At 60.1% G+C, this 23374-nt stretch carries 20 protein-coding genes and 1 pseudogene; 15 read left to right on the top strand and 6 right to left on the bottom strand.

Features of this window, described 5'->3' with window-relative positions; genetic code table 11:
• The first annotated feature begins 51 nt into the window (after positions 1-51).
• The 4 genes from ACP7EE_RS05240 (at position 52) to ACP7EE_RS05225 (ending at position 4757) form a co-directional block, all read left to right on the top strand.
• Positions 52-1407, top strand: coding sequence for a M16 family metallopeptidase (locus ACP7EE_RS05240; RefSeq protein ID WP_426233810.1), 1356 nt, complete (start codon positions 52-54; stop codon positions 1405-1407).
• Positions 1400-2887 carry a M16 family metallopeptidase gene (locus ACP7EE_RS05235; protein ID WP_426233809.1) on the top strand — a complete coding sequence of 496 codons (1488 nt, stop codon included), beginning with the start codon at positions 1400-1402 and terminating at the stop codon, positions 2885-2887. Before ACP7EE_RS05240 ends, ACP7EE_RS05235 begins: the two co-directional genes overlap by 8 nt.
• Positions 2887-3498, top strand: coding sequence for a 16S rRNA (guanine(966)-N(2))-methyltransferase RsmD (rsmD, locus tag ACP7EE_RS05230; protein WP_426233808.1), 612 nt, complete (start codon positions 2887-2889; stop codon positions 3496-3498). The genes ACP7EE_RS05235 and rsmD overlap by 1 nt, the downstream gene beginning before the upstream one ends.
• Positions 3499-3689: 191 nt before the next feature.
• Positions 3690-4757: a hydrolase gene (locus ACP7EE_RS05225; protein WP_426233807.1), complete on the top strand. Its 1068-nt coding sequence runs from the start codon at positions 3690-3692 to the stop codon at positions 4755-4757.
• Here the strand turns inward: ACP7EE_RS05225 and ACP7EE_RS05220 are convergent.
• Positions 4676-5530, bottom strand: coding sequence for a sulfurtransferase (locus ACP7EE_RS05220; protein ID WP_426205265.1), 855 nt, complete (start codon positions 5528-5530; stop codon positions 4676-4678). The two genes, ACP7EE_RS05225 and ACP7EE_RS05220, sit on opposite strands and share 82 nt — an antisense overlap.
• Before the next feature lie 28 nt (positions 5531-5558).
• On the bottom strand, positions 5559-6230 hold the full coding sequence (locus ACP7EE_RS05215; RefSeq protein WP_426205266.1) for a TetR/AcrR family transcriptional regulator: 672 nt from the start codon (positions 6228-6230) through the stop codon (positions 5559-5561).
• Positions 6231-6377: 147 nt separating this feature from the next.
• On the opposite strand from ACP7EE_RS05215, the gene ACP7EE_RS05210 reads away from it, so the two are divergent.
• The 5 genes from ACP7EE_RS05210 to ACP7EE_RS05190 all read left to right on the top strand — a co-directional run bounded on the left by ACP7EE_RS05210 (position 6378) and on the right by ACP7EE_RS05190 (position 10964).
• Positions 6378-7808, top strand: a complete 1431-nt coding sequence (locus tag ACP7EE_RS05210) for a coniferyl aldehyde dehydrogenase (RefSeq protein WP_426233806.1) — start codon at positions 6378-6380, stop codon at positions 7806-7808.
• Positions 7809-7832: 24 nt separating this feature from the next.
• On the top strand, positions 7833-8378 hold the full coding sequence (locus tag ACP7EE_RS05205; RefSeq protein ID WP_426233805.1) for a twin-arginine translocation pathway signal protein: 546 nt from the start codon (positions 7833-7835) through the stop codon (positions 8376-8378).
• A gap of 41 nt (positions 8379-8419) precedes the next feature.
• Positions 8420-10015 (top strand): GMC family oxidoreductase N-terminal domain-containing protein, encoded by a 1596-nt coding sequence (locus ACP7EE_RS05200; RefSeq protein ID WP_426233804.1) that lies wholly within the window; start codon positions 8420-8422, stop codon positions 10013-10015.
• Positions 10016-10130: 115 nt separating this feature from the next.
• On the top strand, positions 10131-10610 hold the full coding sequence (gene coaD / locus ACP7EE_RS05195; protein ID WP_123426410.1) for a pantetheine-phosphate adenylyltransferase: 480 nt from the start codon (positions 10131-10133) through the stop codon (positions 10608-10610).
• Between the two features lie 102 nt (positions 10611-10712).
• Positions 10713-10964 (top strand): YfhL family 4Fe-4S dicluster ferredoxin, encoded by a 252-nt coding sequence (locus ACP7EE_RS05190; RefSeq protein ID WP_420647379.1) that lies wholly within the window; start codon positions 10713-10715, stop codon positions 10962-10964.
• 150 nt (positions 10965-11114) lie between these two features.
• On the opposite strand, the gene ACP7EE_RS05185 is transcribed toward ACP7EE_RS05190, so the two are convergent.
• From ACP7EE_RS05185 to ACP7EE_RS05175, 3 genes are all read right to left on the bottom strand, one after another.
• Entirely contained in the window at positions 11115-11438 is a 324-nt protein-coding gene (locus ACP7EE_RS05185; protein WP_426233803.1) for a multidrug transporter, read from the bottom strand.
• A gap of 70 nt (positions 11439-11508) precedes the next feature.
• Positions 11509-12321, bottom strand: coding sequence for a bifunctional DNA-formamidopyrimidine glycosylase/DNA-(apurinic or apyrimidinic site) lyase (gene mutM / locus ACP7EE_RS05180; protein ID WP_420647381.1), 813 nt, complete (start codon positions 12319-12321; stop codon positions 11509-11511).
• Between the two features lie 12 nt (positions 12322-12333).
• The gene (locus ACP7EE_RS05175) at positions 12334-13146 is read right to left on the bottom strand and encodes an HDOD domain-containing protein (protein WP_426233840.1); all 813 of its coding nucleotides are present in this window, start codon (positions 13144-13146) and stop codon (positions 12334-12336) included.
• Positions 13147-13412: 266 nt separating this feature from the next.
• Here ACP7EE_RS05175 and ACP7EE_RS05170 point away from each other — a divergent pair, with 266 nt between their 5' ends.
• From ACP7EE_RS05170 to ilvD, 5 genes and pseudogenes are all read left to right on the top strand, one after another.
• Positions 13413-14609 (top strand): class I SAM-dependent rRNA methyltransferase, encoded by a 1197-nt coding sequence (locus ACP7EE_RS05170; protein ID WP_420647382.1) that lies wholly within the window; start codon positions 13413-13415, stop codon positions 14607-14609.
• A gap of 425 nt (positions 14610-15034) precedes the next feature.
• Complete coding sequence (locus ACP7EE_RS05165; RefSeq protein ID WP_426233839.1) at positions 15035-16108, top strand: SagB family peptide dehydrogenase; 1074 nt, start codon at positions 15035-15037, stop codon at positions 16106-16108.
• The gene (locus ACP7EE_RS05160; RefSeq protein WP_426205271.1) at positions 16105-17067 is read left to right on the top strand and encodes a diiron oxygenase; all 963 of its coding nucleotides are present in this window, start codon (positions 16105-16107) and stop codon (positions 17065-17067) included. Before ACP7EE_RS05165 ends, ACP7EE_RS05160 begins: the two co-directional genes overlap by 4 nt.
• 58 nt (positions 17068-17125) lie before the next feature.
• Positions 17126-18291 (top strand): annotated as a pseudogene (locus tag ACP7EE_RS05155) (MFS transporter).
• Positions 18292-18547: 256 nt separating this feature from the next.
• The gene (gene ilvD, locus ACP7EE_RS05150) at positions 18548-20389 is read left to right on the top strand and encodes a dihydroxy-acid dehydratase (protein WP_420647385.1); all 1842 of its coding nucleotides are present in this window, start codon (positions 18548-18550) and stop codon (positions 20387-20389) included.
• Between the two features lie 205 nt (positions 20390-20594).
• On the opposite strand, the gene ACP7EE_RS05145 is transcribed toward ilvD, so the two are convergent.
• Positions 20595-21650 (bottom strand): haloacid dehalogenase-like hydrolase, encoded by a 1056-nt coding sequence (locus ACP7EE_RS05145; RefSeq protein ID WP_426205273.1) that lies wholly within the window; start codon positions 21648-21650, stop codon positions 20595-20597.
• Between the two features lie 239 nt (positions 21651-21889).
• Between ACP7EE_RS05145 and ACP7EE_RS05140 the strand changes: the two genes are divergently transcribed.
• Positions 21890-23281 (top strand): L-cystine transporter, encoded by a 1392-nt coding sequence (locus ACP7EE_RS05140; RefSeq protein ID WP_420647387.1) that lies wholly within the window; start codon positions 21890-21892, stop codon positions 23279-23281.
• The last annotated feature ends 93 nt before the right edge of the window (positions 23282-23374 follow it).

Raw genomic sequence — 23374 nt, 5'->3', positions numbered from 1 at the left:
TCGCCCGCTGACGCTAAGACCAAGCGGGCAGCCCAACAGGTTTAAAAACGAATGAATGCTCTAGCCCGCCGCGCCGCAGGCCTGCTGCTCAGCACAGTCTGCCTGCCCCTTTCGGCCTTGGCAGCCGACCCGCAACCGACTCACGAATTCACCCTCGACAACGGCTTGAAGGTCGTCGTGCGCGAAGATCATCGCACACCGGTGGTGGTTTCGCAGATCTGGTACAAGGTCGGCTCCAGTTACGAAACCCCGGGCCAGACCGGTCTGTCCCACGCGCTTGAGCACATGATGTTCAAGGGCAGCGACAAGGTTGGCCCCGGCGAAGCCTCGCTGATCCTGCGCGATCTTGGCGCCGAAGAAAACGCCTTCACCAGCGACGACTTCACGGCTTACTACCAAGTGCTGGCCCGTGACCGTCTGGGTGTAGCCTTCGAACTCGAAGCCGACCGCATGGCCAACCTGCGCCTGCCGGCCGACGAGTTCGCCAAGGAAATCGAAGTCATCAAGGAAGAGCGCCGCATGCGCACCGATGACAAGCCGATGTCCAAGGCTTACGAGCGCTACAAGGCCATGGCTTACCCGGCCAGCGGCTACCACACGCCAACCATCGGCTGGATGGCCGACCTCGACCGGATGAAGGTTGAAGAACTTCGCCACTGGTACCAATCCTGGTACGTGCCGAACAACGCCACGCTGGTGGTGGTCGGCGACGTGACCCCGGACGAAGTGAAAACTCTCGCCCAACGCTATTTCGGCCCCATCGCCAAGCGTGACGTACCGCCAGCCAAGCAACCGCTGGAACTGGCCGAGCCCGGCGAACGCCAAATCACTCTGCATGTGCAGACGCAGTTGCCGAGCCTGATGCTTGGCTTCAACGTGCCGAGCATCGCCACCGCTGAAGACAAACGCTCGGTCAACGCTCTGCGCCTGATCTCGGCGCTGCTTGATGGCGGCTACAGTGGACGCATCCCGACTCAACTGGAGCGCGGCGAAGAGCTGGTGTCCGGCGGTTCGTCGAGCTACGACGCCTACACGCGCGGCGATAGCCTGTTCACCCTGTCCGCCACACCGAACACCCAGAAGAAAAAAACCATGGCCCAGGCTGAGGCCGGCCTGTGGAAACTGCTCGAGCAGCTGAAAACCACCGCGCCTTCCGCTGAAGAGCTGCAACGCGTGCGAGCGCAGGTGATCGCCGGTCTGGTGTTCGAGCGTGACTCGATCACCAGCCAGGCCACCGCCATCGGTCAACTGGAGACCGTTGGTCTGTCGTGGAAGCTGATGGACACCGAACTCGCCGATCTGGAAAGCGTCACCCCGCAAGACATCCAGAACGCCGCCAAGCTGTATTTCACCCGCGAACGTCTCAGCGTCGCCCATGTTCTGCCACTGGAGACGCCTCATGAGTGAGCGTAAAACCCCACGCCTGCTGCTCGGGCTGATTGCCGTCGCAGTGTTCGGCGCCGCCGCGTTCTACCTGGTACCAAGCGACAAGAGCACCGCCAGCGAGGCGCTGGACAAAGCCAAGTCGAGCCAGAAACTGCAATCGCTGGCCGAACTCGACGGCAAGGCGCCGAGCAGCCGCAAACTCGACGTGCAGACCTGGAACACCGCCGAAGGCGCCAAGGTGCTGTTCGTTGAAGCCCATGAACTGCCGATGTTCGACCTGCGCCTGATCTTCGCCGCCGGCAGCAGCCAGGACGGCAACGCGCCGGGATTGGCGGTGCTGACCAACGCCATGCTCAATGAAGGCGTAACCGGCAAGGACGTCAGCGCCATCGCTGAAGGCTTCGAAAGCCTCGGTGCCGATTTCGGCAACGGCGCATTCAAGGACATGGCCCTCGCGTCGCTGCGCAGCCTGAGTGCGCCTGAGCAACGTGGACCGGCGCTGAAGCTGTTCAGCGACGTGGTGGGCCAGCCGACCTTCCCTGACGATTCCTTCGCGCGCATCAAGAATCAGCTGCTCGCCGGTTTCGAATATCAGAAACAGAACCCCGGCAAACTCGCCAGCCTCGAGCTGATGAAGCGTCTGTACGGCGATCACCCGTACGCGCATTCCAGCGACGGCAGCGCGCAAAGCGTGCCGAAAATCACCCAGGCGCAACTGCGTGAGTTCCATGCCAAGGCTTATGCGGCCGGTAACTCGGTGATCGCGTTGGTTGGCGATTTGTCCCGCGCCGATGCCGAAGCGATTGCCAAGCAGATCTCCGCTGCCCTGCCGAAAGGCCCGGCGCTGGCGAAAATCGCTGATCCGGTTGAACCGAAAGCCGGCGTCGGTCACATCGAGTTTCCATCGAAACAGACCAACCTGATGATCGCGCAACTGGGTATCGACCGTGACGACCCGGACTACGCGGCGTTGTCGATGGGCAACCAGATCCTCGGCGGTGGCGGTTTTGGTACGCGGCTGATGAGCGAAGTGCGCGAGAAGCGTGGCCTGACCTACGGCGTGTATTCGGGTTTCAGCCCGATGCAAGCGCGCGGCCCGTTCATGATCAACCTGCAGACCCGCGCGGAAATGAGCGAAGGCACCCTGAAACTGGTGCAGGACGTGCTCGCTGATTACCTGAAAACCGGCCCGACCCAGAAAGAACTCGACGACGCCAAACGCGAACTGGCCGGCAGCTTCCCGCTGTCCACCGCGAGCAATGCCGACATCGTTGGTCAGCTCGGCGCGATGGGCTTTTACAACCTGCCGCTAAACTATCTGGATGACTTCATGCGTCAGTCCCAGAGCCTGACCGTCGAACAAGTCAAAAGCGCACTGAACAAACACTTGAGCACGGACAAACTGGTCATCGTCACCGCTGGCCCGACCGTGCCGCAAAAGCCGTTACCGGCCCCATCTGATAAACCTGCCGAGCAACCGCTCGGGGTTCCGGAGCATTAATGGCTACTCGTCCAAAAAAACCTGTGCACAACGTACACAACGGTGTGAACCAGCTGCGCATCATTGGCGGTGAATGGGGCAGCCGCAAGCTGAGCTTCCCCGATGCGCCGGGCCTGCGCCCGACGCCGGATCGCGTGCGCGAAACCCTGTTCAACTGGCTCGCGCCGTACGTGGCCGGGGCCAAGGTGCTGGATCCGTTCACCGGCAGCGGCGCGCTGTTTCTTGAAGCGCTGTCGCGCGGCGCAGCCATGGGCCAGGCACTGGACGCGAGCAACATCGCGGTCTCCAGCCTGAAAGAACATCTTGGCACCCTGCGTTGCACCACAGGTCAGGTACAGACCGCCGACGCCCTGCGCTATCTGGAAACCCAGACTGCCAGCGCGTTCGATCTGGTGTTCCTCGACCCACCGTTCAACCAGAACCTGCTGCCAGTCGTATGCACCTTGCTCGAAGAGCGCGAGTGGCTGGCACCGGATGCGTGGATCTACACTGAAAGCGAAAACGCGCCATCGACCCTCGGCCTGCCGGGCAACTGGCGCCTGCACCGCGAGCAGAAATCCGGGCGGGTGTACTACGCGTTGTGGCAACGTACGGCAGAGATCGCCGGTTAACCTAAAGCTTGAGAACAAACCGTGGCGAGGGAGCTTGTCGGATCGCCGCACCGTCCCGCTGGACTGCGCAGCAGGCCCCTTCTTCTATCAGGTAGAAAAGGCCCGCTTCGCGACCCAGCGGGACGGTGCGGCGATCCGACAAGCTCCCTCGCCACAAAAGCGATCTGGTCGCCTCTGCATCGAGAGCAATCGTGTCCCCTTCTTCAGATCCGTTCCGCCCCGCCTTCGGCCTCGGCAATCCGCACCTGCAAACCTTGTGGGGGCCGCTGTGGCGCAAAACCGTACACCTTGATCGCGAGCGCGAACGGCTGTGGCTGGACGACGGTGATTTCCTCGACCTCGACTGGCACGGCCCGCACAGCGCCGAAGCACCGTTGGTGCTGCTGTTGCACGGGCTGACCGGTTCATCCAATTCGCCGTACATCGCCGGAATCCAGCCCGCACTGGCCGCGCAAGGCTGGGCCAGTGTTGCGCTGAACTGGCGTGGCTGCTCGGGCGAGCCGAACCTGCTGCCGCGCAGCTACCATTCCGGCGCCAGCGAAGACCTTGCCGAAGCGATCAGACATCTGAAGGCCAAACGGCCATTGGCGCCGCTGTATGCAGTCGGCTATTCGCTGGGCGGCAACGTGTTGCTCAAGCATTTGGGGGAAACCGGTGCTGACAGTGGCGTGCTCGGCGCGGTGGCGGTGTCGGTACCGTTTCGTCTTGACCAGTGTGCAGATCGAATCGGCCAAGGCTTTTCCAAGGTCTATCAGGCGCACTTCATGCGCGAGATGGTCGCCTACATCAAGAACAAGCAACGCCAGTTCCAGCATGACGGTCGTGAAGATGGACTCGCCGCGCTGGCGGCGCTCGGCTCACTGGAAAACATGCGCACCTTCTGGGATTTCGACGGCAGGATCACCGCACCGCTGCACGGCTTCGTCGATGCCGAGGATTACTATCGCCGCGCATCGAGCCGCTATTTCCTCGGCGAAATCCGCACGCCGACCCTGATCATTCAGGCGGCGGACGATCCATTCGTGTTCCCGCACAGCTTGCCGCAGGCCAGCGAACTGTCAGCGTCGACGCAGTTTGAACTGCAGGCCAAAGGCGGGCATGTCGGCTTCGTCGACGGCACCGTGCGTCAGCCAGGTTATTACCTTGAAAGACGCATTCCCCAGTGGCTGACGGACGTTTATTCGCCGGTGGCGACACCGCGCGCAGGCTCGTTGATCCACTCGCTCCAAGACCCGGCGTACAGCGATCCCAGCGGATAACCGGCAAGACACAGCGCGAACAGGTTGTGGCACGCGGTCACCCCGGAACCGCAATATGCCACCAGATCATTCGGCGAGCGCCCGGCGAGCTTCGCCGCGAATCGCTGCTTGAGCTGATCGGCTGGCAGGAAACGTCCGTCGCTGTCGAGGTTGTCGCTGAACGCCGCGCACTGCGCGCCGGGGATGTGCCCGGCAATCGGATCAATCGGTTCCACTTCGCCTTTGAAACGCGGCAGTGCGCGCGCGTCGAGCAGGGTCAGCGCTGGCTGACCGAGGCGTTGCTGCAGTTGTTCGGCGCTGAGCAACAAACTCATGTCCGGCTGTCCGGTGAAATTTCCGCGAGTCCCGGAAGGCGCGTCGAGGCTCAGCGGCAAACCCGCCGCATGCCAGGCCTTGAGCCCACCATCGAGAATCAACACGCCGTCACGCTTGCCCAGCCACGCAAGCAACCACCATGCGCGCGCCGCAAAAGCACCGGGGCCGTCGTCATACAGCACCACGTCGCTGTCGGCATTGATGCCGAACGCTTGCAGACGCTCGACCAACTCGACCGGTTCGGGCAGCGGATGGCGTCCGGTCACACCCTTGATCACCTTGCCGCTGAGGTCGCGCTCAAGATCGGCGTAACTCGCCCCGGCGATATGCCCTTCGGCATAGCTGCGCTGGCCATAGTCCGGATCTTCCAGAGCAAAGCGGCAATCGAGAATCACCAACCCCGGCTGATCCTTGCGGGCATCCAGAGCTTGCGGGCTGATCAGTTGCGCAATCGGCATAGCGGACGACTCCTGTGGGCGAATACGTTTACGGTTTGTCTTCGAGGGCCTGCGCCAGCGGCACGTAAAATTCTTCGAACAATGCATTGACCGCTTCACGCGCCTGATCGGTGACGAACCCGGCTTCCAGCACCAGCACCTGATACACGCCACGCTTGATGGCCTGCTCGCTGAGGTGATTGGAGTTCTCGCGGGTGGTGCACAAAAAACGTACCCACGAGGTGAGGATGATCCACGCATTGAGCGTCAGCGATTCAATCTGCACCCGATCCATTTTCAGGATCCCGGCGGCGACGAAGCCTTCATAGATCGCCGCGCCCTGGATTACGCAGCGCTGAGAGAAGCGCCGGTAACGCGCGGCCAACTCCGAATCGCTATCAAGCAAGTGCTCAAGGTCGCGGTGCAGAAACCGGTAGCGCCACATCGCCGACAGCAACTCCTTGAGGTAGAAGCGCTTGTCCTCGACCGTCGCCGGGCGGCCCTGTGGCGGGCGCAGGAAGCTGTCCACCAGGCTTTCGTACTCACTGAACAGCACGGCGATGATCGCCTGCTTGTTGGGGAAGTGGTAGTACAGATTGCCCGGAGAAATCTCCATGTGGGCAGCAATGTGATTGGTGCTGATGCTGCGCTCGCCCTGCTGATTGAACAGTTCGAGGCTGTTCTGCACGATGCGCTCGCTGGTTTTGATCCGTGGGGCCATGGCTTGAGCTTTAATTCAGAGTGCGTTGAGGGGCATCTTACGACCTATCCGGAATTGGATAAAACCATCGCGCGCAAGGAAGTCATTTGACTTTCTAGAGCATCGACTCTAAAAAGTTCATCATTACAACAAAAACCGGAGCCGACGATGACTGCCGATATTGCCTACCTGCAAACGTTGCAACAGCCGCTGGAAGAACTCAACCGTCAGTTCGATGCGCAACGGGCCGCCTACGCCGCCAACCCGATGCCGCCCGCCGCGCAACGCCAGCAATGGCTCAAGTCTCTGCGTGAGCTGTTGAGCAATGAACGGCAAGCCTTGGTCGAGGCGATCAGCGCCGATTTCAGCCACCGCAGCGCTGATGAAACGCTGCTCGCCGAACTGATGCCGAGCCTGCACGGCATCCACTACGCCAGCCGTAATCTCAAGGGCTGGATGAAGCCGTCGCGACGCAAGGTAGGGATCGCTTTTCAGCCAGCCTCGGCCAAAGTCATTTACCAACCGCTAGGCGTGGTCGGCGTCATCGTGCCGTGGAATTACCCGCTGTTTCTGGCCATCGGCCCGCTGGTCGGGGCGCTCTCGGCGGGCAACCGGGTGATGCTCAAACTCAGCGAATCGACCCCAGCCACCGGCCTGTTGCTCAAGGAATTGCTGGGGCGGATCTTCCCCGAAGATCTGGTTTGCGTGGTGCTCGGCGAGGCCGATATCGGCGTGGCCTTCTCGCGGTTGCGCTTCGATCACCTGCTGTTCACCGGCGCTACCAGCATCGGTAAACACGTGATGCGCGCGGCGGCGGAAAACCTCACACCGGTGACGCTCGAGCTGGGCGGCAAGTCGCCAGCCATCGTCTCCCGCGATGTTCCGCTGAAGGACGCCGCCGAGCGCATCGCCTTCGGCAAGACCCTCAACGCCGGGCAGACTTGCGTGGCGCCGGACTACGTATTGGTGCCGGAAGACCGCGTCGGCGCCTTTGTCGAAGCCTATCGACAGGCCGTACGCGGGTTCTATCCGACGCTCGCCGACAACCCGGACTACACGGCAATCATCAATGATCGCCAACTGGCGCGGCTCAGCAGTTACCTGAGCGACGCCACCAGCAAGGGTGCGCTGCTGATTCCGCTGTTCGATCAGGGACAGGGCCGACGCATGGCCCACAGCCTGTTACTGAATGTCAGCGACGAGATGCTGGTGATGCAGGACGAAATCTTCGGCCCGTTGCTGCCGATCGTGCCGTATCAGGATCTCGATCAGGCTTTCGCTTACATCAACAAGCGGCCACGACCTCTGGCTCTTTACTACTTCGGCTACGACAAACGCGAACAACAGCGCGTGTTGCACGAAACCCATTCCGGCGGCGTGTGCCTCAACGACACGCTGCTGCATGTGGCGCAGGACGATATGCCGTTCGGCGGCGTCGGCCCTTCCGGCATGGGTCACTACCATGGCCACGAAGGATTTCTGACCTTCAGCAAGGCCAAAGGCGTGCTGGTCAAACAGCGCTTCAACGCGGCCAAATTGATTTATCCGCCTTACGGCAAAGCCATTCAGAAGCTGATCCAGAAACTGTTCATTCGTTAACGTCGCCGCCGGGTAATAAAAATAATGCACCCAAGCCTGACCGAAACACCTGCACTGTCGCGCCGTGGCCTGCTGAAATTCAGCCTCGGCGCCAGCGCGTTTCTCGCCACCGCTGGCCTTGGTGCCAGCCTCAGCGGCTGCTCGTCGAGCGTCGCGGCCAATGGATTTGTCACGTTACGCAGCGGCGATCTGCTGTTTCTGCGGGCGTTGATTCCGGTGATGCTTGAGGGTGCCGTGGCCAGCGCGGCCATGCCTGCGGCCGTCGATGGCACGCTGAAATCTATGGATCGCAGCCTTGATCACCTGTCGCCGGAAATGCTCAAGCTCACCCGGCAGTTGTTCGACGTGCTGGGCATGGCCGTGACGCGCGGGCCATTGACCGGAATCTGGGGCAGTTGGGAAAACGCCAGCCCCGAGGCGATGAGTCACTTTCTGCAGCGCTGGCAAAACAGCTCATTGAGCCTGTTGCGCATGGGCCACAGCTCATTGCTGCAAATGGTCATGATGGCCTGGTACGCCCGCAGCGAATCCTGGGCGCATTGCGCTTATCCCGGCCCGCCGACTGTTTAACAGCTGCGCCGCACTCCAAAAATAATAAGAGAATCTGATCGATGCCCGTACCTGACCCGTTCCGCGAAGGCCTCGCCCGTGGCTGGAAAACCTACAACGGCGCGCAACTCACCGACGACCTGACGCTGGAAGCCGACGTTGCGATCATCGGCAGCGGTGCCGGTGGTGGCACCACGGCGGAAATCCTCAGCGCCGCTGGCTATAAAGTGCTGCTGATCGAAGAAGGCCCGCTGAAAACCAGCAGCGACTTCAAGATGATGGAAGATCAGGCCTACAGCAGCCTCTATCAGGAAGGCATCGGCCGTCAGAGCAAGGACGGCGCGATCACCATCCTCCAGGGCCGTGCGGTCGGCGGCACCACGTTGATCAACTGGACCTCAAGCTTTCGCACTCCGGAACCGACCCTCGAACACTGGGCCAGGGAGCACAACGTCAAAGGTCACAGCGTCGCCGAGATGGCACCGTGGTTCGAGAAAATGGAACAACGCCTCGGCGTCGCGCCGTGGATGGTACCGCCGAACGCCAACAATGACGTGATCCGCAAAGGCTGCGAGCAACTCGGCTACGGCTGGCACGTGATCCCGCGTAACGTGCGCGGCTGCTGGAACCTCGGCTACTGCGGCATGGGCTGTCCGACCAACGCCAAGCAATCGATGATGGTCACGACCATTCCCGCTACTTTGGAAAAGGGCGGCGAACTGCTTTACCTGGCGCGCGCCGAAAAGCTGTTGATCAGTGGCGACAAGGTTACCGGCCTGCACTGCGTGGCGATGGACGAGCGCTGTGTCGAATCGACCGGCCGTACGATCACGGTCAAAGCGCGGCATTACGTGCTGGCCGGTGGCGGTATCAACAGCCCGGCGTTGCTGCTGCGTTCGGATGCGCCAGATCCGCACGAAAGCTTGGGCAAGCGCACTTTTCTGCATCTGGTGAACATGTCTGCCGCGCTGTTCGACGAGGTGATCAACCCGTTTTACGGCGCGCCGCAGTCGATCTACTCCGACCATTTCCAGTGGAAGGACGGTGCCACCGGGCACATGGCCTACAAACTCGAAGTGCCGCCGCTGCACCCGGCGCTCGCCGCCACATTGCTCGGTGGTTTCGGCGAGCAAAGCGCACGGCACATGGCCGACCTGCCGCACACCCACGCCATGCTCGCGTTGCTGCGCGACGGCTTTCATCCGGACAGCCCCGGTGGCAGTGTCGAACTGCGCGGCGACGGATCGCCGGTCCTCGATTATCAGGTTTCGCCCTACGCCTGGGACGGTTTGCGCCGGGCCTTTCACAGCATGGCCGAGATCCAGTTCGCCGGCGGCGCCAAAGCGGTAATGCCGATGCACGCCGACGCGCGTTACGTGAACAGCCTGGCCGAGGCCCGCAGTCTGATCGACGGCTTGAGCCTTGAGCTGTATCGCACGCGTCTGGGCAGTGCCCACGTCATGGGTGGTTGCGCGATGGGTGAAGACCCGAAAACCGCTGTCGCTGACAGCCTCGGTCGCCATCATCAACTGCGCAATCTGTCGATCCACGACGGCTCACTGTTCCCCACCAGCATCGGCGCCAATCCGCAGTTGTCCGTGTACGGGTTGACGGCGCAACTGGCGACGTCCCTCGCCGAACGGCTGAGAAATTCGTGAAAAAGCAGAAAATTCCTGACGTCTATAGTGCTTTCTTACCCAACAGGCGACTTTCCCGACCGGGACGGCTGCGATACCATCCGACTCCCCAACGGACTCCCGCCAGGACGACGCGATGAACCGAGTGTTGTACCCAGGTACCTTCGACCCTATTACCAAGGGCCATGGCGATCTGGTCGAACGCGCCTCGCGCCTGTTCGATCACGTGATCATTGCCGTCGCTGCCAGCCCGAAGAAAAACCCGCTGTTCCCGCTGGAACAACGGGTGGAACTGGCTCGCGAGGTCACCAAACACCTGCCGAACGTGGAAGTGGTCGGCTTCTCGACGCTGCTGGCGCATTTCGCCAAAGAGCAGAATGCCAACGTGTTCCTGCGTGGGCTGCGCGCGGTGTCGGACTTCGAATACGAATTCCAGCTGGCCAACATGAACCGCCAACTGGCCCCGGACGTCGAGAGCCTGTTTCTCACCCCGTCCGAGCGTTACTCGTTCATTTCCTCGACGCTGGTGCGGGAAATTGCGGCGCTTGGCGGTGATATCACCAAGTTCGTGCACCCGGTGGTGGCTGACGCGCTGACCCAACGCTTCAAGAAGTAGCGACCGTTGAAACGGCGCCCGCGTGCACTGCGGGCGTCAATGCGGCACAATTGCGCGCATTGATAGATAGTGCCCGGGCCATGCGCCCCGGCTGGAGCAAGCATGTCCCTGATCATCACCGACGATTGCATCAACTGCGACGTCTGCGAACCCGAGTGCCCGAACGCCGCGATCTCCCAAGGCGAAGAGATCTACGTGATCGACCCGAACCTGTGCACCCAGTGTGTCGGTCACTACGACGAGCCGCAGTGCCAGCAGGTCTGCCCGGTGGATTGCATTCCGCTGGACGAAGCGCATCCGGAGACTGCTGAACAGTTGCTGGAGAAGTACCACAAGATTACCGGCAAGGCCTGAATCCCTCGGCGTCTGTTCCGACGCCATCGCGGGCAAGCCCGCTCCCACAGAGATTTGTGGTGCTCACAAAATTTATGTATTACACGGGACCCTGTGGGAGCGGGCTTGCCCGCGATGGGGCCCTCAGCAACACCACCAAATCTGATCAGCTCACTCACGCTGCTCAAACCCCTCCCCGATACAGCCCAGACACCGCACAAAAGCCGCTTTCGCCGGCTCGACCACCAACGCCTGTCCCGCATCGCCAATCCCGCCACCCAGCGCGGTAAACGGCAGCGACACGACAAACGCCCCCGCACCAATCACCGTTGCCGCTACCAATAACGGGCGAGCAATCAGCAAGTCGCCGAGCATGGCGTAGGCCGGTGGATTCTGAATGGTGTAACGCGGATCACCGCTACCGCTTTCCGCGGCCTGAACTACCAGGCTGGAACACAGCAGCGCTGCGAGAAACAGGGCTTGCAAGCACTTCATGGCGCGATCCTTCGGGCTGAACAGTGAGACAACTCACTATAGACCGTAGGACTTTTTCAGCCGTTTGCGCTCAAGTCTGGCAGCGCGGGCACCAGACGCTGTTGCGTTGCCCGAGCTTCATTTCGCGCAGACCGGTGCCGCAGACTTTGCAGTGCTCGTTGCCGCGGCCATAGACAAACAACTCCTGCTGGAAATACCCCGGCTGACCGTCGCCACCGATGAAATCGCGCAATGTGGTGCCGCCGCGCTCGATGGCCGCCGCCAGGATGCGTTTGATCTCGATCGCCAGTTTCAGATAGCGCGCGCGGGAAATGCTCTTGGCTTCGCGGCGCGGGTCGATCCCGGCGGCAAACAGCGCTTCGGTCGCGTAAATATTGCCGACGCCGACCACCACCGCGTTGTCCATGATGAACGGCTTGACCGCCATCGAGCGCCCGCGCGACAGCTGGAACAGCCTTTCGCCGTCGAACAGATCGGTCAACGGCTCCGGCCCAAGGCGGATCAGCAATTCGTGATTGAGCGGATCGAGGCTCCAGAGCATCGCGCCGAAGCGTCGCGGATCGGTATAACGCAGCGCCAGACCGGATTCGAGTTCGATATCCACATGCTCATGCTTGGCCGCCGGCAGCCCGGCCTCGACCAGACGCAAATTTCCAGACATGCCCAAGTGGCTGATCAACGTACCGACTTCGGCCTTGATCAACAGATACTTGGCCCGCCGCTCTACCAGCACGATGCGCTGCCCGGACAGGCGCACATCGAGGTCTTCCGGGATCGGCCAGCGCAGCCGCCGGTCGCGCACGATCACCCGGCTGACGCGCTGGCCTTCCAGATGCGGGGCGATGCCGCGACGGGTGGTTTCGACTTCCGGCAATTCAGGCATGGGCTTCTCGAATCAATGCGCGCCGAGGTCGCGGATCGTTTGTTTCAGGGTTTCAAAATCGTATTCCGACAGGCCGACATAATCGAGCACCAGCGGCCCGACAGCCTTCCATTCGAAGTCTTCGGTCTGACCGCCCAGCACCCGATACGACGCGCAGATGTGCTCGGCCATTTTCAGAATCGCCAAGAGGTTCTTCATCTGACTGTTGCGCGACGACTCATCGGTGAAAATCGCCAGCGCATTGTGGTGATTGGCAATCGCCGCGCTGACGTGTTCCGGCAGGCGCCAGGATTTGGCGGTGTAATAGCCGACCACGGCGTGGTTGGTGTTGAATTCGCTGTTTTCCGTATCCACCACCCGGCATTCGGCGCTGGCATTGGCGTAAGCCTTTTCCAGCACCTGCATGTAGTTGGGGAAGCGCTGCAACATCAACGGCACGCCGCAATCGTGGAACAGACCCAAGGCGTAGGCTTCGTCGCCAGCCTGAGTGCCGATGCGCTTGGCCAGGGTCAGGCAAGTCATCGCCACGTCTTGGGCGGTGTCCCAGAAACGGTTGAGGGTGACGATGGTGTCGTCATTCATTTCGCCCTTGATCGACTGCGCGTTGATCAGGTTGATGATCGAGCGGCTGCCCAGCAGATTCACTGCGCGCTGTATCGAGGTGATCTTGTTGCTCAAGCCGTAATACGGCGAGTTGACGATTTTCAGCAGCGCACCGGACAGGCCGGGATCCTGGGCGATCAGCTTGGCGATCACCTCCAGGTCCGGGTCGGGCATGTATTGCTCCATTTGCAGATCCACCATGATCTGCGGCTGCGCCGGCACGCTGATGCCTTGCAGGGATTGTTGAATCTGTTCGGTGGTCAGCTCTTGGGACATAAGTACACACTCTGGGACAGGCGGCGATTCTAACCGCTAAAAACCGACAGGCGACAAATGAGCGGCAGATCGGCGCAAAACTTTCATTCAAGACCATGCCGAGGATTTCGCCTGACCCGATTTGCGGGCCGCCCCGGATGCCGCATGTCCTGCGCCGAACCTGCACGCGGCGCAACACGGTATACTCCCGCTCTTTTTTCCGGAGCGACGTCATGTCCCTGCCTAGCCTGCGCCTCAAAGCCAACGCCGACCGACGCCTGCGAAACGGCCACTTGTGGGTCTACAGCAACGAAATCGACGTGGCTGCCACGCCATTGCACGGCTTCAAGGCCGGCGACCAGGCCATCCTCGAAGCTGCCGGCGGCAAGCCGCTGGGCATCGTCGCGATGAGCCCGAACAATCTGATCTGCGCTCGTCTGGTGTCGCGCGATATCAAGCTGCCGCTGGACAAGTCGCTGCTGGTGCACCGCATCAACGTCGCTCTCTCGCTGCGAGATCGCCTGTTCGACAAGCCGTTCTATCGCCTGGTTTACGGCGATTCCGACCTGCTGCCGGGTCTGGTAGTCGACCGTTTCGGCGACATCCTCGTGGTGCAGATCGCCTCCGCGACCATGGAAGCGCATAAAGATGACGTGATTGCTGCACTGACCCAAGTGCTCAAGCCAAGCGGCATTCTGTTCAAGAACGACTCCGCTGCGCGTGATGCCGAAGGCCTCAACCGCTACGTCGAAACCGTATTCGGCCTGGTGCCGGAGTGGGTTGCGCTGGAAGAGAACGGCGTGAAATTCGAAGCCCCGGTGATTCAGGGTCAGAAAACCGGCTGGTTCTACGATCACCGCATGAACCGCGCGCGCCTGGCGCCTTACGCCAAGGGCAAGCGCGTGCTCGACCTCTATAGCTACATCGGTGGCTGGGGCGTGCAGGCTGCCGCATTCGGCGCCAGCGAAGTGTTCTGCGTCGACGCTTCGGCCTTCGCCCTTGACGGCGTTGAGCGCAACGCTGCGCTGAACGGCGTTGCCGAGAAAATGACCTGCATCGAAGGCGACGTCTTTGAAGCCCTTAAAGAGCTGAAAGCCAGCGAAGAACGCTTCGACGTGATCGTTGCCGATCCGCCTGCATTCATCAAACGCAAGAAGGACATGAAAAACGGCGAAGGCGCTTACCGTCGTCTGAACGAGCAAGCCATGCGCCTGCTCACCAAGGACGGCATTCTGTTCAGCGCTTCGTGCTCGATGCACCTGCCGGAAGACGACCTGCAGAACATCCTGTTGACCAGCGCCCGTCACCTGGATCGTAATATTCAGTTGCTGGAGCGTGGCGGTCAGGGCCCGGATCACCCGGTGCACCCGGCGATTGCCGAAACCCGCTACATCAAGAGCATCACCTGCCGCCTGCTGCCTAACAGCTGATTCCTGCGGGATTGATGACACCAGAAAGGGAGCCTGCGGGCTCCCTTTCTGCTTTTTACTACTTTGTGTTCCTACACTAGTCGTCCTGATGGCGTGCAGGACATTTCCTTAAATTTGTTAATTACTCATATTTAACTGACACAACTATTCCAAACCAAAGATCACTCCGACAAAATTACTGGAATATTCCTACTCAATATCTGCTCGCCATTAATCCATTACAAACTATGATTGAGTTGTCACCACGAGGTGGCTCAACTAATCAATGAACAAGGAGTTCACACATGAAAGCAATTACTCTGGAATCCGGCAAAATCGCAAACCTGGCTTTTCTGGTTGCGCCTAAAGCCCGCTAAGCAATAGAGACGCTGGGGACGGCCGGCGCCCCAGCGCCTTATACCCAATCCAGAGCGCCTTGTATGAACATGCACATAAATCCTTATTTATTCATATTGCCCTGCACACCCGGCCAAATAGTCTGGAACTACAAAGATCACACGCAACATGAACTTGATCTGAATTACTCCACTCGCCTGGCACAACTCATTAACAACCCGAACTTGTTTGATATCAATAACATTATTGATACAGAACTTTTAGATGCACAAATACTGACCACATCTAAAATTGACTGCCCTGCCTGGGGCTGGGATGAACTGTCGAAGATTTATCATATCGGCACGCAAAATATTCCCTGCGAACATACCCCACAAAATATTCAAGAATGGTCCAGGCAATATCTGGAACATTGCACAGAGGTGCTAGCCACTTCACCTGCTGCGCCAGTTCGCGCGGATCATTCTCCGCGAGACCTTATCGCTTTACCCGCACTCGCCGCGCTGAACAACGACAGTTTTCGGAACGCGCTGATGCAGAGAAAAACCTGCCGTTCCTTCACTGGCGCCGCGATTTCCCTGCAAGACGTCGGCACCCTGCTCTACCTGACCCTCGGCTATTTGCGCGAGCGCGATAGCGCTTGCGACCCGAGCATTGCCGAAGGCCTGAGTGCGCGCCGAAGCAGTCCTTCCGGCGGCGGTCTCAATGCCTGCAACGGCTTTCTGCTGGTGCAACACGTCGATGGACTGGCACCCGGGGTCTACGCCTATCATCCCGCAGAGCACGCCTTGAGCTTCGTCGATCAATTGCCGAGCGAGCCGCTGGGCAATCTCCTGGCTGGCCAGCATTTCATCAACAACCTGCCGCTGGGTCTGTTCATCACCGCCCGCTTTGATCGTCTCTGGTGGAAGTACCAGCATTCGCGTGCTTATCGAATGGCCTTCGTTGAAGCCGGGCATCTGTCACAGACCTTCCAACTGGTGGCCACAGCACTTGGCATGAACACCTGGCTCACCGGTGCATTCGCCGATGATCAGGTCGAAGCATTGTTGAAAACCTCGAGCAGCGCGGAACAACCATTATTCTTCGTCGGTTGCGGTGCAAGCGATGGACAGGCGATGTGTCAGGAAATGCGCGACTTGCTGCAAGTGGCGCAGCCGTGAGTGCCTTCAAGGAGGTCCCGGACGCAGCGCAGCGCTTCACACTCGGGGACTGGAATAACCGCGCCTCGGTACGCATCAGTGTCCACGACTACCAGTTGCCGGACGACGTGGAGCTGCAACTGAAAACCCGCCATTGGTTCCCCCCTGGATTCTTGCCTTATCTGGCGCACCCGATCATCCAGCAAGCCGGTCCCAGCGTCTTGCACCGGCTGACAGCCAATCATCTGGTGCACTTTCTCGACTACACCACGTTGCTCGAACACCGCATCGTCAATCGCGCCGTGGAAGTGATTGTCCACGGCGAGCTGCCTGCCGCCGTTCCGTTACAGATGAAAACCGCTGCGCTGCAGCTGTACACCGACGAGGGCTACCACGCATTGTTTTCCAGTCAGGTTGCCGAGCAGATTGCCGACTTCTATGGCATCAGCGACCGTCCGGCGATGCCCCGACGCATTACCCGCATGAACGCGCTGATCGCTCGCACACCGCAAAAGCACAAATCACTGGCTTGGTTTCTGCTCGGTTTCGTCTCGGAAACCATCATTGCTCGCGAGCTGCTCGACGTGTGCCGCGACAGTCTGGTATCCAATGTCAGCGAGATGCTGCGCGATCACCTCACCGACGAGGCCCGGCACAGCCGGTATTTCGCCGAGGTGTTTCAGCACCTGTGGCCCGGCCTCGACAGCCGCCAGCGAACCTTCACCGCAAGAATGCTGCTGGAAATCATCGGCATATTCTTTGAGGTCGATGAGCCTTGGCTGCAACAAAGCCTGAGCGGTGCCGGGATTGCCGACAATGCGCTGCTGCAAATTGTCGGTGGCATGGCCACTGAGCAAGCCTGTCGCTTGCGCGCACGTTCTGGCGCCATCGCTACGCTAGACGCCCTGAGAAAAGCCGGATTTTTCGCGTCGCCTCAAAACCAGACACTTTTTGCCAAGGCAGGACTGATCCATGGATGACGGACAATCTGCGGTAACTCCAGGGCAACGCCGTGCGGCGGTCAGTCTGCTGTTGGCGATGGTCTTGCTCGGCGTGTTTCCGCTGGATGTCCTGCTACCGTCGTTTCCGGCACTGGCAGAACACTTCAGTCGCACGCCGGCAGACATCGCACTGTCGATCAGCCTGTTTGCCGTCGGCATTGCATTTGCGCAATTGCTGATCGGCCCGCTGTCCGACGTGATCGGACGCAAAGGTCTGTTGCTCGCGGGCATGACGGTTTCGATGCTGGGTGCCATGGGATGTGTGATGACCAATGATTACTCGCTGTTCCTGATGTTCCGCGTGGTGCAGGCATTGGGTTGCGGCTGTTTCGTTCTGTCTCAGGCACTGGTGCAGGATCTGTTTGCAGGTGAAGAACGTGACCGCCTGCGTATCCTGATGGTCACCGCCACCGGGGTCTTCATCTCGGTGTCCCCGTTGGCCGGCACGTTTCTTCAGGCGACCCTCGGCTGGCGCGGCAGTTTTTGGGTTTTCACCGTGTTGGCGGCGCTGGTATTGATCAAGGCGTGGCTATTTCTGGATAACAGCCGTCCTGCCGTCCGCGGTACTCGCACAAACTTCTCAAGGCCTATCGCCGCGTGCTGGGCGATTTTGATTTCGTCGGCTATTGGCTGATCTCGGCGTTCGCGTTTGCCTGCCATTTTTCTTTCATCGTGATTTCACCGCTGATTTTCATGGATCATCTGCAAATGTCGGCCTATGACTTTTCATTGATCCTGCTTATCTACGGTGCGGCATATGTGGTCGGCGGCATCATCGCCACCGTGCTCAGTAGAAGGATCGCTGCGGGTCAGCAGATTGTCGTCGGGTTGAGCCTGATCCTGCTGTCAGGACTGATCATGCTCTATCTCGCAGCCAACTTCGAACTGGCAGCGGCCACCGTGCTGATTCCGATGCTGGTCTGCACCGCCGGCACCACTATCGCGCGTCCGGCCGCCACCTCCCGAGCAATGGGCATGTTCCCCGACAATGCCGGCACCTCGGCGTCGGCCGGCAGTACGCTGATCTTTATCTGCGGCGGTTTGATCAGCGCGTTGATCAGCCTGAGTCCGGCGAATCTGCAATCTACGCTGGGCTACTGCTTCGTCATTCTCAGCAGCGTGGCACTGGCGTTGAACAGCCAGATTAGCCGCCGCGGCAAAAGCTCCGAGGCAAATTCCATCGCGCAACCGGGCAGCGATTAATCCTGCCGGTCGTCATCTCACACGCTGCGTCACCGCTGGAAGCACGCTTTGCGCCATTCCCTCCTGACGCCAGCGGTGTAGAATCGCCAGATTCATCGCCATTCATCCCCCGGCGGGTTTATGAGCTCAGGCTGAGACCAGCGGCGATCCCGCAACGTCATCGGCAACATCAGGACACACGGCCATTTCTGAGTGTTCCAGACGTCAATAGAAGCTCACTCCCCTTTGTTATGTGATTAGCCGCCCGGAGTGCTCCATGCCAGATTACCGCTCGAAAACATCCACCCACGGCCGCAACATGGCCGGCGCCCGCGCACTGTGGCGCGCCACCGGGATGAAAGATGACGACTTCAAAAAGCCGATCATCGCCATTGCCAACTCGTTCACTCAATTCGTTCCGGGGCACGTGCACCTGAAGGATCTCGGTCAATTGGTTGCCCGTGAAATCGAACGTGCCGGTGGCGTAGCGAAAGAATTCAACACCATCGCCGTCGATGACGGCATCGCCATGGGCCACGACGGCATGCTCTATTCGCTGCCGAGCCGCGAGATCATCGCCGACTCTGTCGAGTACATGGTCAACGCCCACTGCGCCGACGCCATCGTGTGCATCTCGAACTGCGACAAGATCACCCCGGGCATGCTGATGGCTGCTTTGCGCCTGAACATTCCGGTGATCTTCGTTTCCGGCGGTCCGATGGAAGCCGGCAAGACCAAACTGGCCAGCCACGGCCTCGACCTCGTCGATGCAATGGTCATCGCCGCCGACTCCAGCGCTTCTGACGAGAAGGTTGCCGAGTACGAGCGCAGCGCTTGCCCGACCTGTGGTTCGTGCTCCGGCATGTTCACCGCCAACTCGATGAACTGCCTGACCGAAGCCCTCGGCCTGGCATTGCCCGGCAACGGTTCGACCCTTGCCACCCACAGCGACCGCGAGCAACTGTTCCTGCAGGCCGGCCGCACCATCGTCGAGCTGTGCAAGCGCTACTACACCGAGAACGACGAGTCGGTATTGCCGCGCAACATCGCCAACTTCAAGGCGTTCGAGAACGCGATGATGCTCGACATCGCCATGGGCGGTTCGACCAACACCATCCTGCACTTGCTCGCTGCCGCCCAGGAAGCCGAGATCGACTTCGACCTGCGCGACATCGATCGCCTGTCGCGCATCGTGCCGCAACTGTGCAAAGTCGCGCCGAACATCCAGAAGTACCACATGGAGGACGTGCACCGTGCTGGCGGCATCTTCAGCATCCTCGGTTCGCTGGCCCGTGGTGGCCTGCTGCACACCGACCTGCCGACCGTGCACAGCCGCAGCATGGAAGAAGCCATCGCCAAGTGGGACATCACCCAGACTGACGACGAAGCCGTGCATCACTTCTTCAAGGCCGGCCCGGGGGGCATTCCAACGCAGACGGCTTTCAGCCAGTCGACCCGTTGGGAAAGCCTCGACGACGACCGTGAAAACGGCTGCATCCGCAGCTTCGAACACGCCTATTCGAAAGAAGGTGGCTTGGCCGTGCTCTACGGCAACATCGCCCTCGATGGCTGCGTGGTCAAAACCGCCGGTGTCGACGAGTCGATCCACGTATTCGAAGGCAATGCGAAGATCTTCGAAAGCCAGGACAGCGCAGTGCGCGGCATCCTCGCCGACGAAGTGAAGGAAGGCGACATCGTCATCATTCGCTACGAAGGTCCGAAGGGCGGCCCGGGCATGCAGGAAATGCTCTACCCGACGTCTTACCTGAAATCCAAAGGTCTGGGCAAAGCTTGCGCTCTGCTCACCGATGGCCGTTTCTCCGGCGGTACTTCCGGTCTGTCGATCGGCCACGCTTCGCCAGAAGCCGCAGCCGGCGGTGCGATTGGTCTGGTGCAGGACGGCGACAAAGTGCTGATCGACATTCCGAACCGCTCGATTAATCTGTTAATCAGCGACGAAGAACTGGCCGCACGCCGGGTCGAGCAGGACAAGAAAGGCTGGAAGCCGGTGGAGATCCGTCCACGCAAAGTCACCACCGCCCTAAAGGCCTACGCCCTGCTGGCGACCAGTGCCGACAAGGGTGCTGTGCGTGACAAGGCGATGCTCGACGGGTTGTAAGCGTCAATCGCAGAAACAAAAATGCCCCGCCAAATGCGGGGCATTTTTTTGCCCGATCGATTTTATGCGTAACCGTGAGTGCCCCATCGCTGGCAAGTCGAATCGTCGCACCGCAGCTCCCACAGGTATCGAGGTGGAACACAAATTTTGTGAGTACCACAGGTCCTGTGGGAGCTGGCTTGCCAGCGATGGGAGCGCCCCGGTTTTACTGGATTTCTTCTGGTTTGACGATCACCCAGTTCTTGTCCGCCGTCACCGGCAAGCCTTCTTTGGCCTGCGCCGCCGCGTGTTTGGCCATCATGCCGTTGAGCTGGGTCATGTACTTGTCCTTGCGGTTGATCCACAAGTGGATGCCGCCCTTGGCCACGTCAACATCGTGGAACAGCATGTAGCCATCGCTGGTTGGGGTGTCGCCACCCACCAGTACCGGTTTTTTCCATTCGTCGATGTAGGTCAGGATCGCCGCGTGTTTGCCGGCCATCCAGGTCGCGGGTGTCCACAGGTAGGGCGTCAGTTCGAGGCCGAGATTGGCTTTCTCGTCATATTTTCCGGCGGTGATCTGCTTGCGCGCGGTGGTCAGTTCGCCGGTCTCGCGGTTCTTCAGCAGCGTGGTCACGCCGATCACGTTCTGCGGTTTGACGTTGTAGCCATACTTCGGATCGGCCGCGACCATGCGCACCAGTTCTTCGGAAGCGGCGGTCATCACGTAGACCTCGATGCCGTTCTCCATCAGCTTGTTGTAGAGCTCTTTTTGCCCGGTGAAGATCTTCGGCGGATTGACGTCGAGCGTCTTCACCACGTCGCCTTCGTAATAAGTCGCCGGCACCGGTTTGCCCGAGGCCATCAGCTCATCGACGTAGCCCTTGAGTTCCTTGAGGGTGAAGCCGGAGAACACCTGCGCCACCCACGGATAGCAGACCATGTCGTCGACTTCGCAGAGACGGTAGTAGTAGCTGAACAGGCTTTCCTTGTGCTCGGCAGTGTCTTTGAACGGCATCAGTTTCAGGGAGGGATCGAGCTTGTCGCGGGTGATCAGGCCCTTGTTTTCCATGAACGGCAGCAGCGATTCTTCGAGGTCGTAGCGGTAGCTGGTGTTGTCCATGTCGAACACCGCGTAGTTACCCTTGTTGGCATTGGCCGCGATCATCGCGTCCAGCGCCTTGGCCTGATCTGCCGGCCAGTGCTTGAGGTCGGTGGCGAACACCTGGCCGGCGAGGCCAAGGCACAGCGCTGCGGCGAGAAATTTCGGTGCAAATTTCATCAATGGATCTCCCTGACTCAAAGAGATCGACGCTAACAAATATGTGTGACAGTCCTCGCCTGTCAGCGACCGTCCACGTCCCCATCGCGCCAAATGCATCCCCGAGAACGACACGCGCTTATTCCAAAAACGACGGACGACCTGCGATTTAGGTATTAAATCAATGGAAATCAAGCTGTTAGGCTTGCCGGTTCGCAGTTGCCCAAGAATGCGACTGACACAGTCATATCGGAGTTTTCATGAATCTGCCGCTGATCCTCAATCTGCTGGTGTTCCTCGCCCTGCTCTTCGGTCTGGCGCAAACCCGCCACACTTCGTGGAGTCTGGCGAAAAAAGTCCTGCTCGCGCTGGTGCTCGGCGTTGCGTTCGGTGTCGCATTGCACACGATTTACGGTGCTGGCAACCCGGTGCTCAAAGCCTCCATCAGTTGGTTCGATCTGGTCGGCAACGGTTACGTGCAACTGCTGCAAATGATCGTGATCCCGCTGGTATTCGCCTCGATTCTCAGCGCGGTAGCGCGTCTGCACAACGCGTCGTCGTTGGGCAAGATCAGCTTCCTGACCATCGGCACGCTGCTGTTCACCACCGCGATTGCGGCGCTGATCGGGATCGGCCTGACCAACCTGTTCGGCCTGACCGCTGAAGGTCTGGTGGCCGGCACCCAGGAAATGGCTCGTCTGCAAACCATTCAGAACGACTACGCGGGCAAGGTCGCCGACCTGAATGTGCCGCAACTGCTACTGTCGTTCATCCCGCAGAACCCGTTCGCCGACTTGGCGCGGGCCAAGCCGACGTCGATTATCAGCGTGGTGATTTTCGCTGCGTTCCTTGGAGTAGCGGCGCTGCAACTGCTCAAGGATGACGTAGAGAAAGGTCAAAAAGTGATCAACGCCATCGACACCCTGCAAGCCTGGGTGATGCGTCTGGTGCGTCTGGTGATGAAGCTGACCCCGTATGGAGTGCTGGCGCTGATGACCAAAGTGGTGGCCGGTTCCAACCTGCAAGACATCATCAAGCTCGGCAGTTTCGTGGTGGTGTCGTACCTCGGTCTGGGCCTGATGTTCGTGGTGCATGGCTTACTGGTGTCGGCGGCGGGCATCAACCCGCTGCGCTTCTTCCGCAAGATCTGGCCGGTGCTGACCTTCGCGTTCACCAGCCGCTCCAGCGCGGCGAGCATTCCGTTGAGCATCGAAGCGCAGACTCGCCGCCTGGGCATTCCGCAATCTGTTGCGAGTTTCGCCGCGTCGTTCGGTGCGACCATCGGCCAGAACGGCTGCGCCGGTTTGTATCCGGCGATGTTGGCAGTGATGGTGGCGCCGACCGTGGGCATCAATCCGCTGGATCCGCTGTGGATCGCGACGCTGGTGGCGATTGTGACGCTGAGTTCGGCCGGTGTGGCCGGGGTCGGTGGCGGCGCAACGTTCGCGGCGCTGATCGTGCTGCCGGCGATGGGCTTACCGGTTTCACTGGTGGCGTTGCTGATTTCGGTCGAGCCGCTGATTGATATGGGTCGCACGGCGTTGAACGTGAGTGGTTCGATTACCGCGGGTGCGATTACCAGTCAGGTGATGCAGCAGACGGATAAAGCGTTGCTGGATGCGGATGAGCATGCGGAGTTGGCGCAGGCTTAAATGATCTTGTGGCGAGGGAGCTTGCTCCCGCTGGGTTGCGAAGCGACCCTGATATTTTTGGGCTGCTGCGCAGCCCAGCGGGAGCAAGCTCCC

This window comes from Pseudomonas sp. TWP3-2, from assembly GCF_049897765.1.
Taxonomy (GTDB): Bacteria; Pseudomonadota; Gammaproteobacteria; order Pseudomonadales; family Pseudomonadaceae; genus Aquipseudomonas.
This window is presented reverse-complemented; position numbering and strand designations above follow the sequence as displayed.

Coding starts and splice junctions, on each gene's coding strand:
- ACP7EE_RS05240 (WP_426233810.1), top strand. CDS start 52: ATGAATGCTCTAGCCCGCCGCGCCGCAGGCCTGCTGCTCAGCACAGTC.
- ACP7EE_RS05235 (WP_426233809.1), top strand. CDS start 1,400: ATGAGTGAGCGTAAAACCCCACGCCTGCTGCTCGGGCTGATTGCCGTC.
- rsmD (WP_426233808.1), top strand. CDS start 2,887: ATGGCTACTCGTCCAAAAAAACCTGTGCACAACGTACACAACGGTGTG.
- ACP7EE_RS05220 (WP_426205265.1), bottom strand. CDS start 5,530: ATGCCGATTGCGCAACTGATCAGCCCGCAAGCTCTGGATGCCCGCAAG.
- ACP7EE_RS05215 (WP_426205266.1), bottom strand. CDS start 6,230: ATGGCCCCACGGATCAAAACCAGCGAGCGCATCGTGCAGAACAGCCTC.
- ACP7EE_RS05210 (WP_426233806.1), top strand. CDS start 6,378: ATGACTGCCGATATTGCCTACCTGCAAACGTTGCAACAGCCGCTGGAA.
- ACP7EE_RS05205 (WP_426233805.1), top strand. CDS start 7,833: ATGCACCCAAGCCTGACCGAAACACCTGCACTGTCGCGCCGTGGCCTG.
- ACP7EE_RS05200 (WP_426233804.1), top strand. CDS start 8,420: ATGCCCGTACCTGACCCGTTCCGCGAAGGCCTCGCCCGTGGCTGGAAA.
- coaD (WP_123426410.1), top strand. CDS start 10,131: ATGAACCGAGTGTTGTACCCAGGTACCTTCGACCCTATTACCAAGGGC.
- ACP7EE_RS05190 (WP_420647379.1), top strand. CDS start 10,713: ATGTCCCTGATCATCACCGACGATTGCATCAACTGCGACGTCTGCGAA.
- ACP7EE_RS05185 (WP_426233803.1), bottom strand. CDS start 11,438: ATGAAGTGCTTGCAAGCCCTGTTTCTCGCAGCGCTGCTGTGTTCCAGC.
- mutM (WP_420647381.1), bottom strand. CDS start 12,321: ATGCCTGAATTGCCGGAAGTCGAAACCACCCGTCGCGGCATCGCCCCG.
- ACP7EE_RS05170 (WP_420647382.1), top strand. CDS start 13,413: ATGTCCCTGCCTAGCCTGCGCCTCAAAGCCAACGCCGACCGACGCCTG.
- ACP7EE_RS05165 (WP_426233839.1), top strand. CDS start 15,035: ATGCACATAAATCCTTATTTATTCATATTGCCCTGCACACCCGGCCAA.
- ilvD (WP_420647385.1), top strand. CDS start 18,548: ATGCCAGATTACCGCTCGAAAACATCCACCCACGGCCGCAACATGGCC.
- ACP7EE_RS05145 (WP_426205273.1), bottom strand. CDS start 21,650: ATGAAATTTGCACCGAAATTTCTCGCCGCAGCGCTGTGCCTTGGCCTC.
- ACP7EE_RS05140 (WP_420647387.1), top strand. CDS start 21,890: ATGAATCTGCCGCTGATCCTCAATCTGCTGGTGTTCCTCGCCCTGCTC.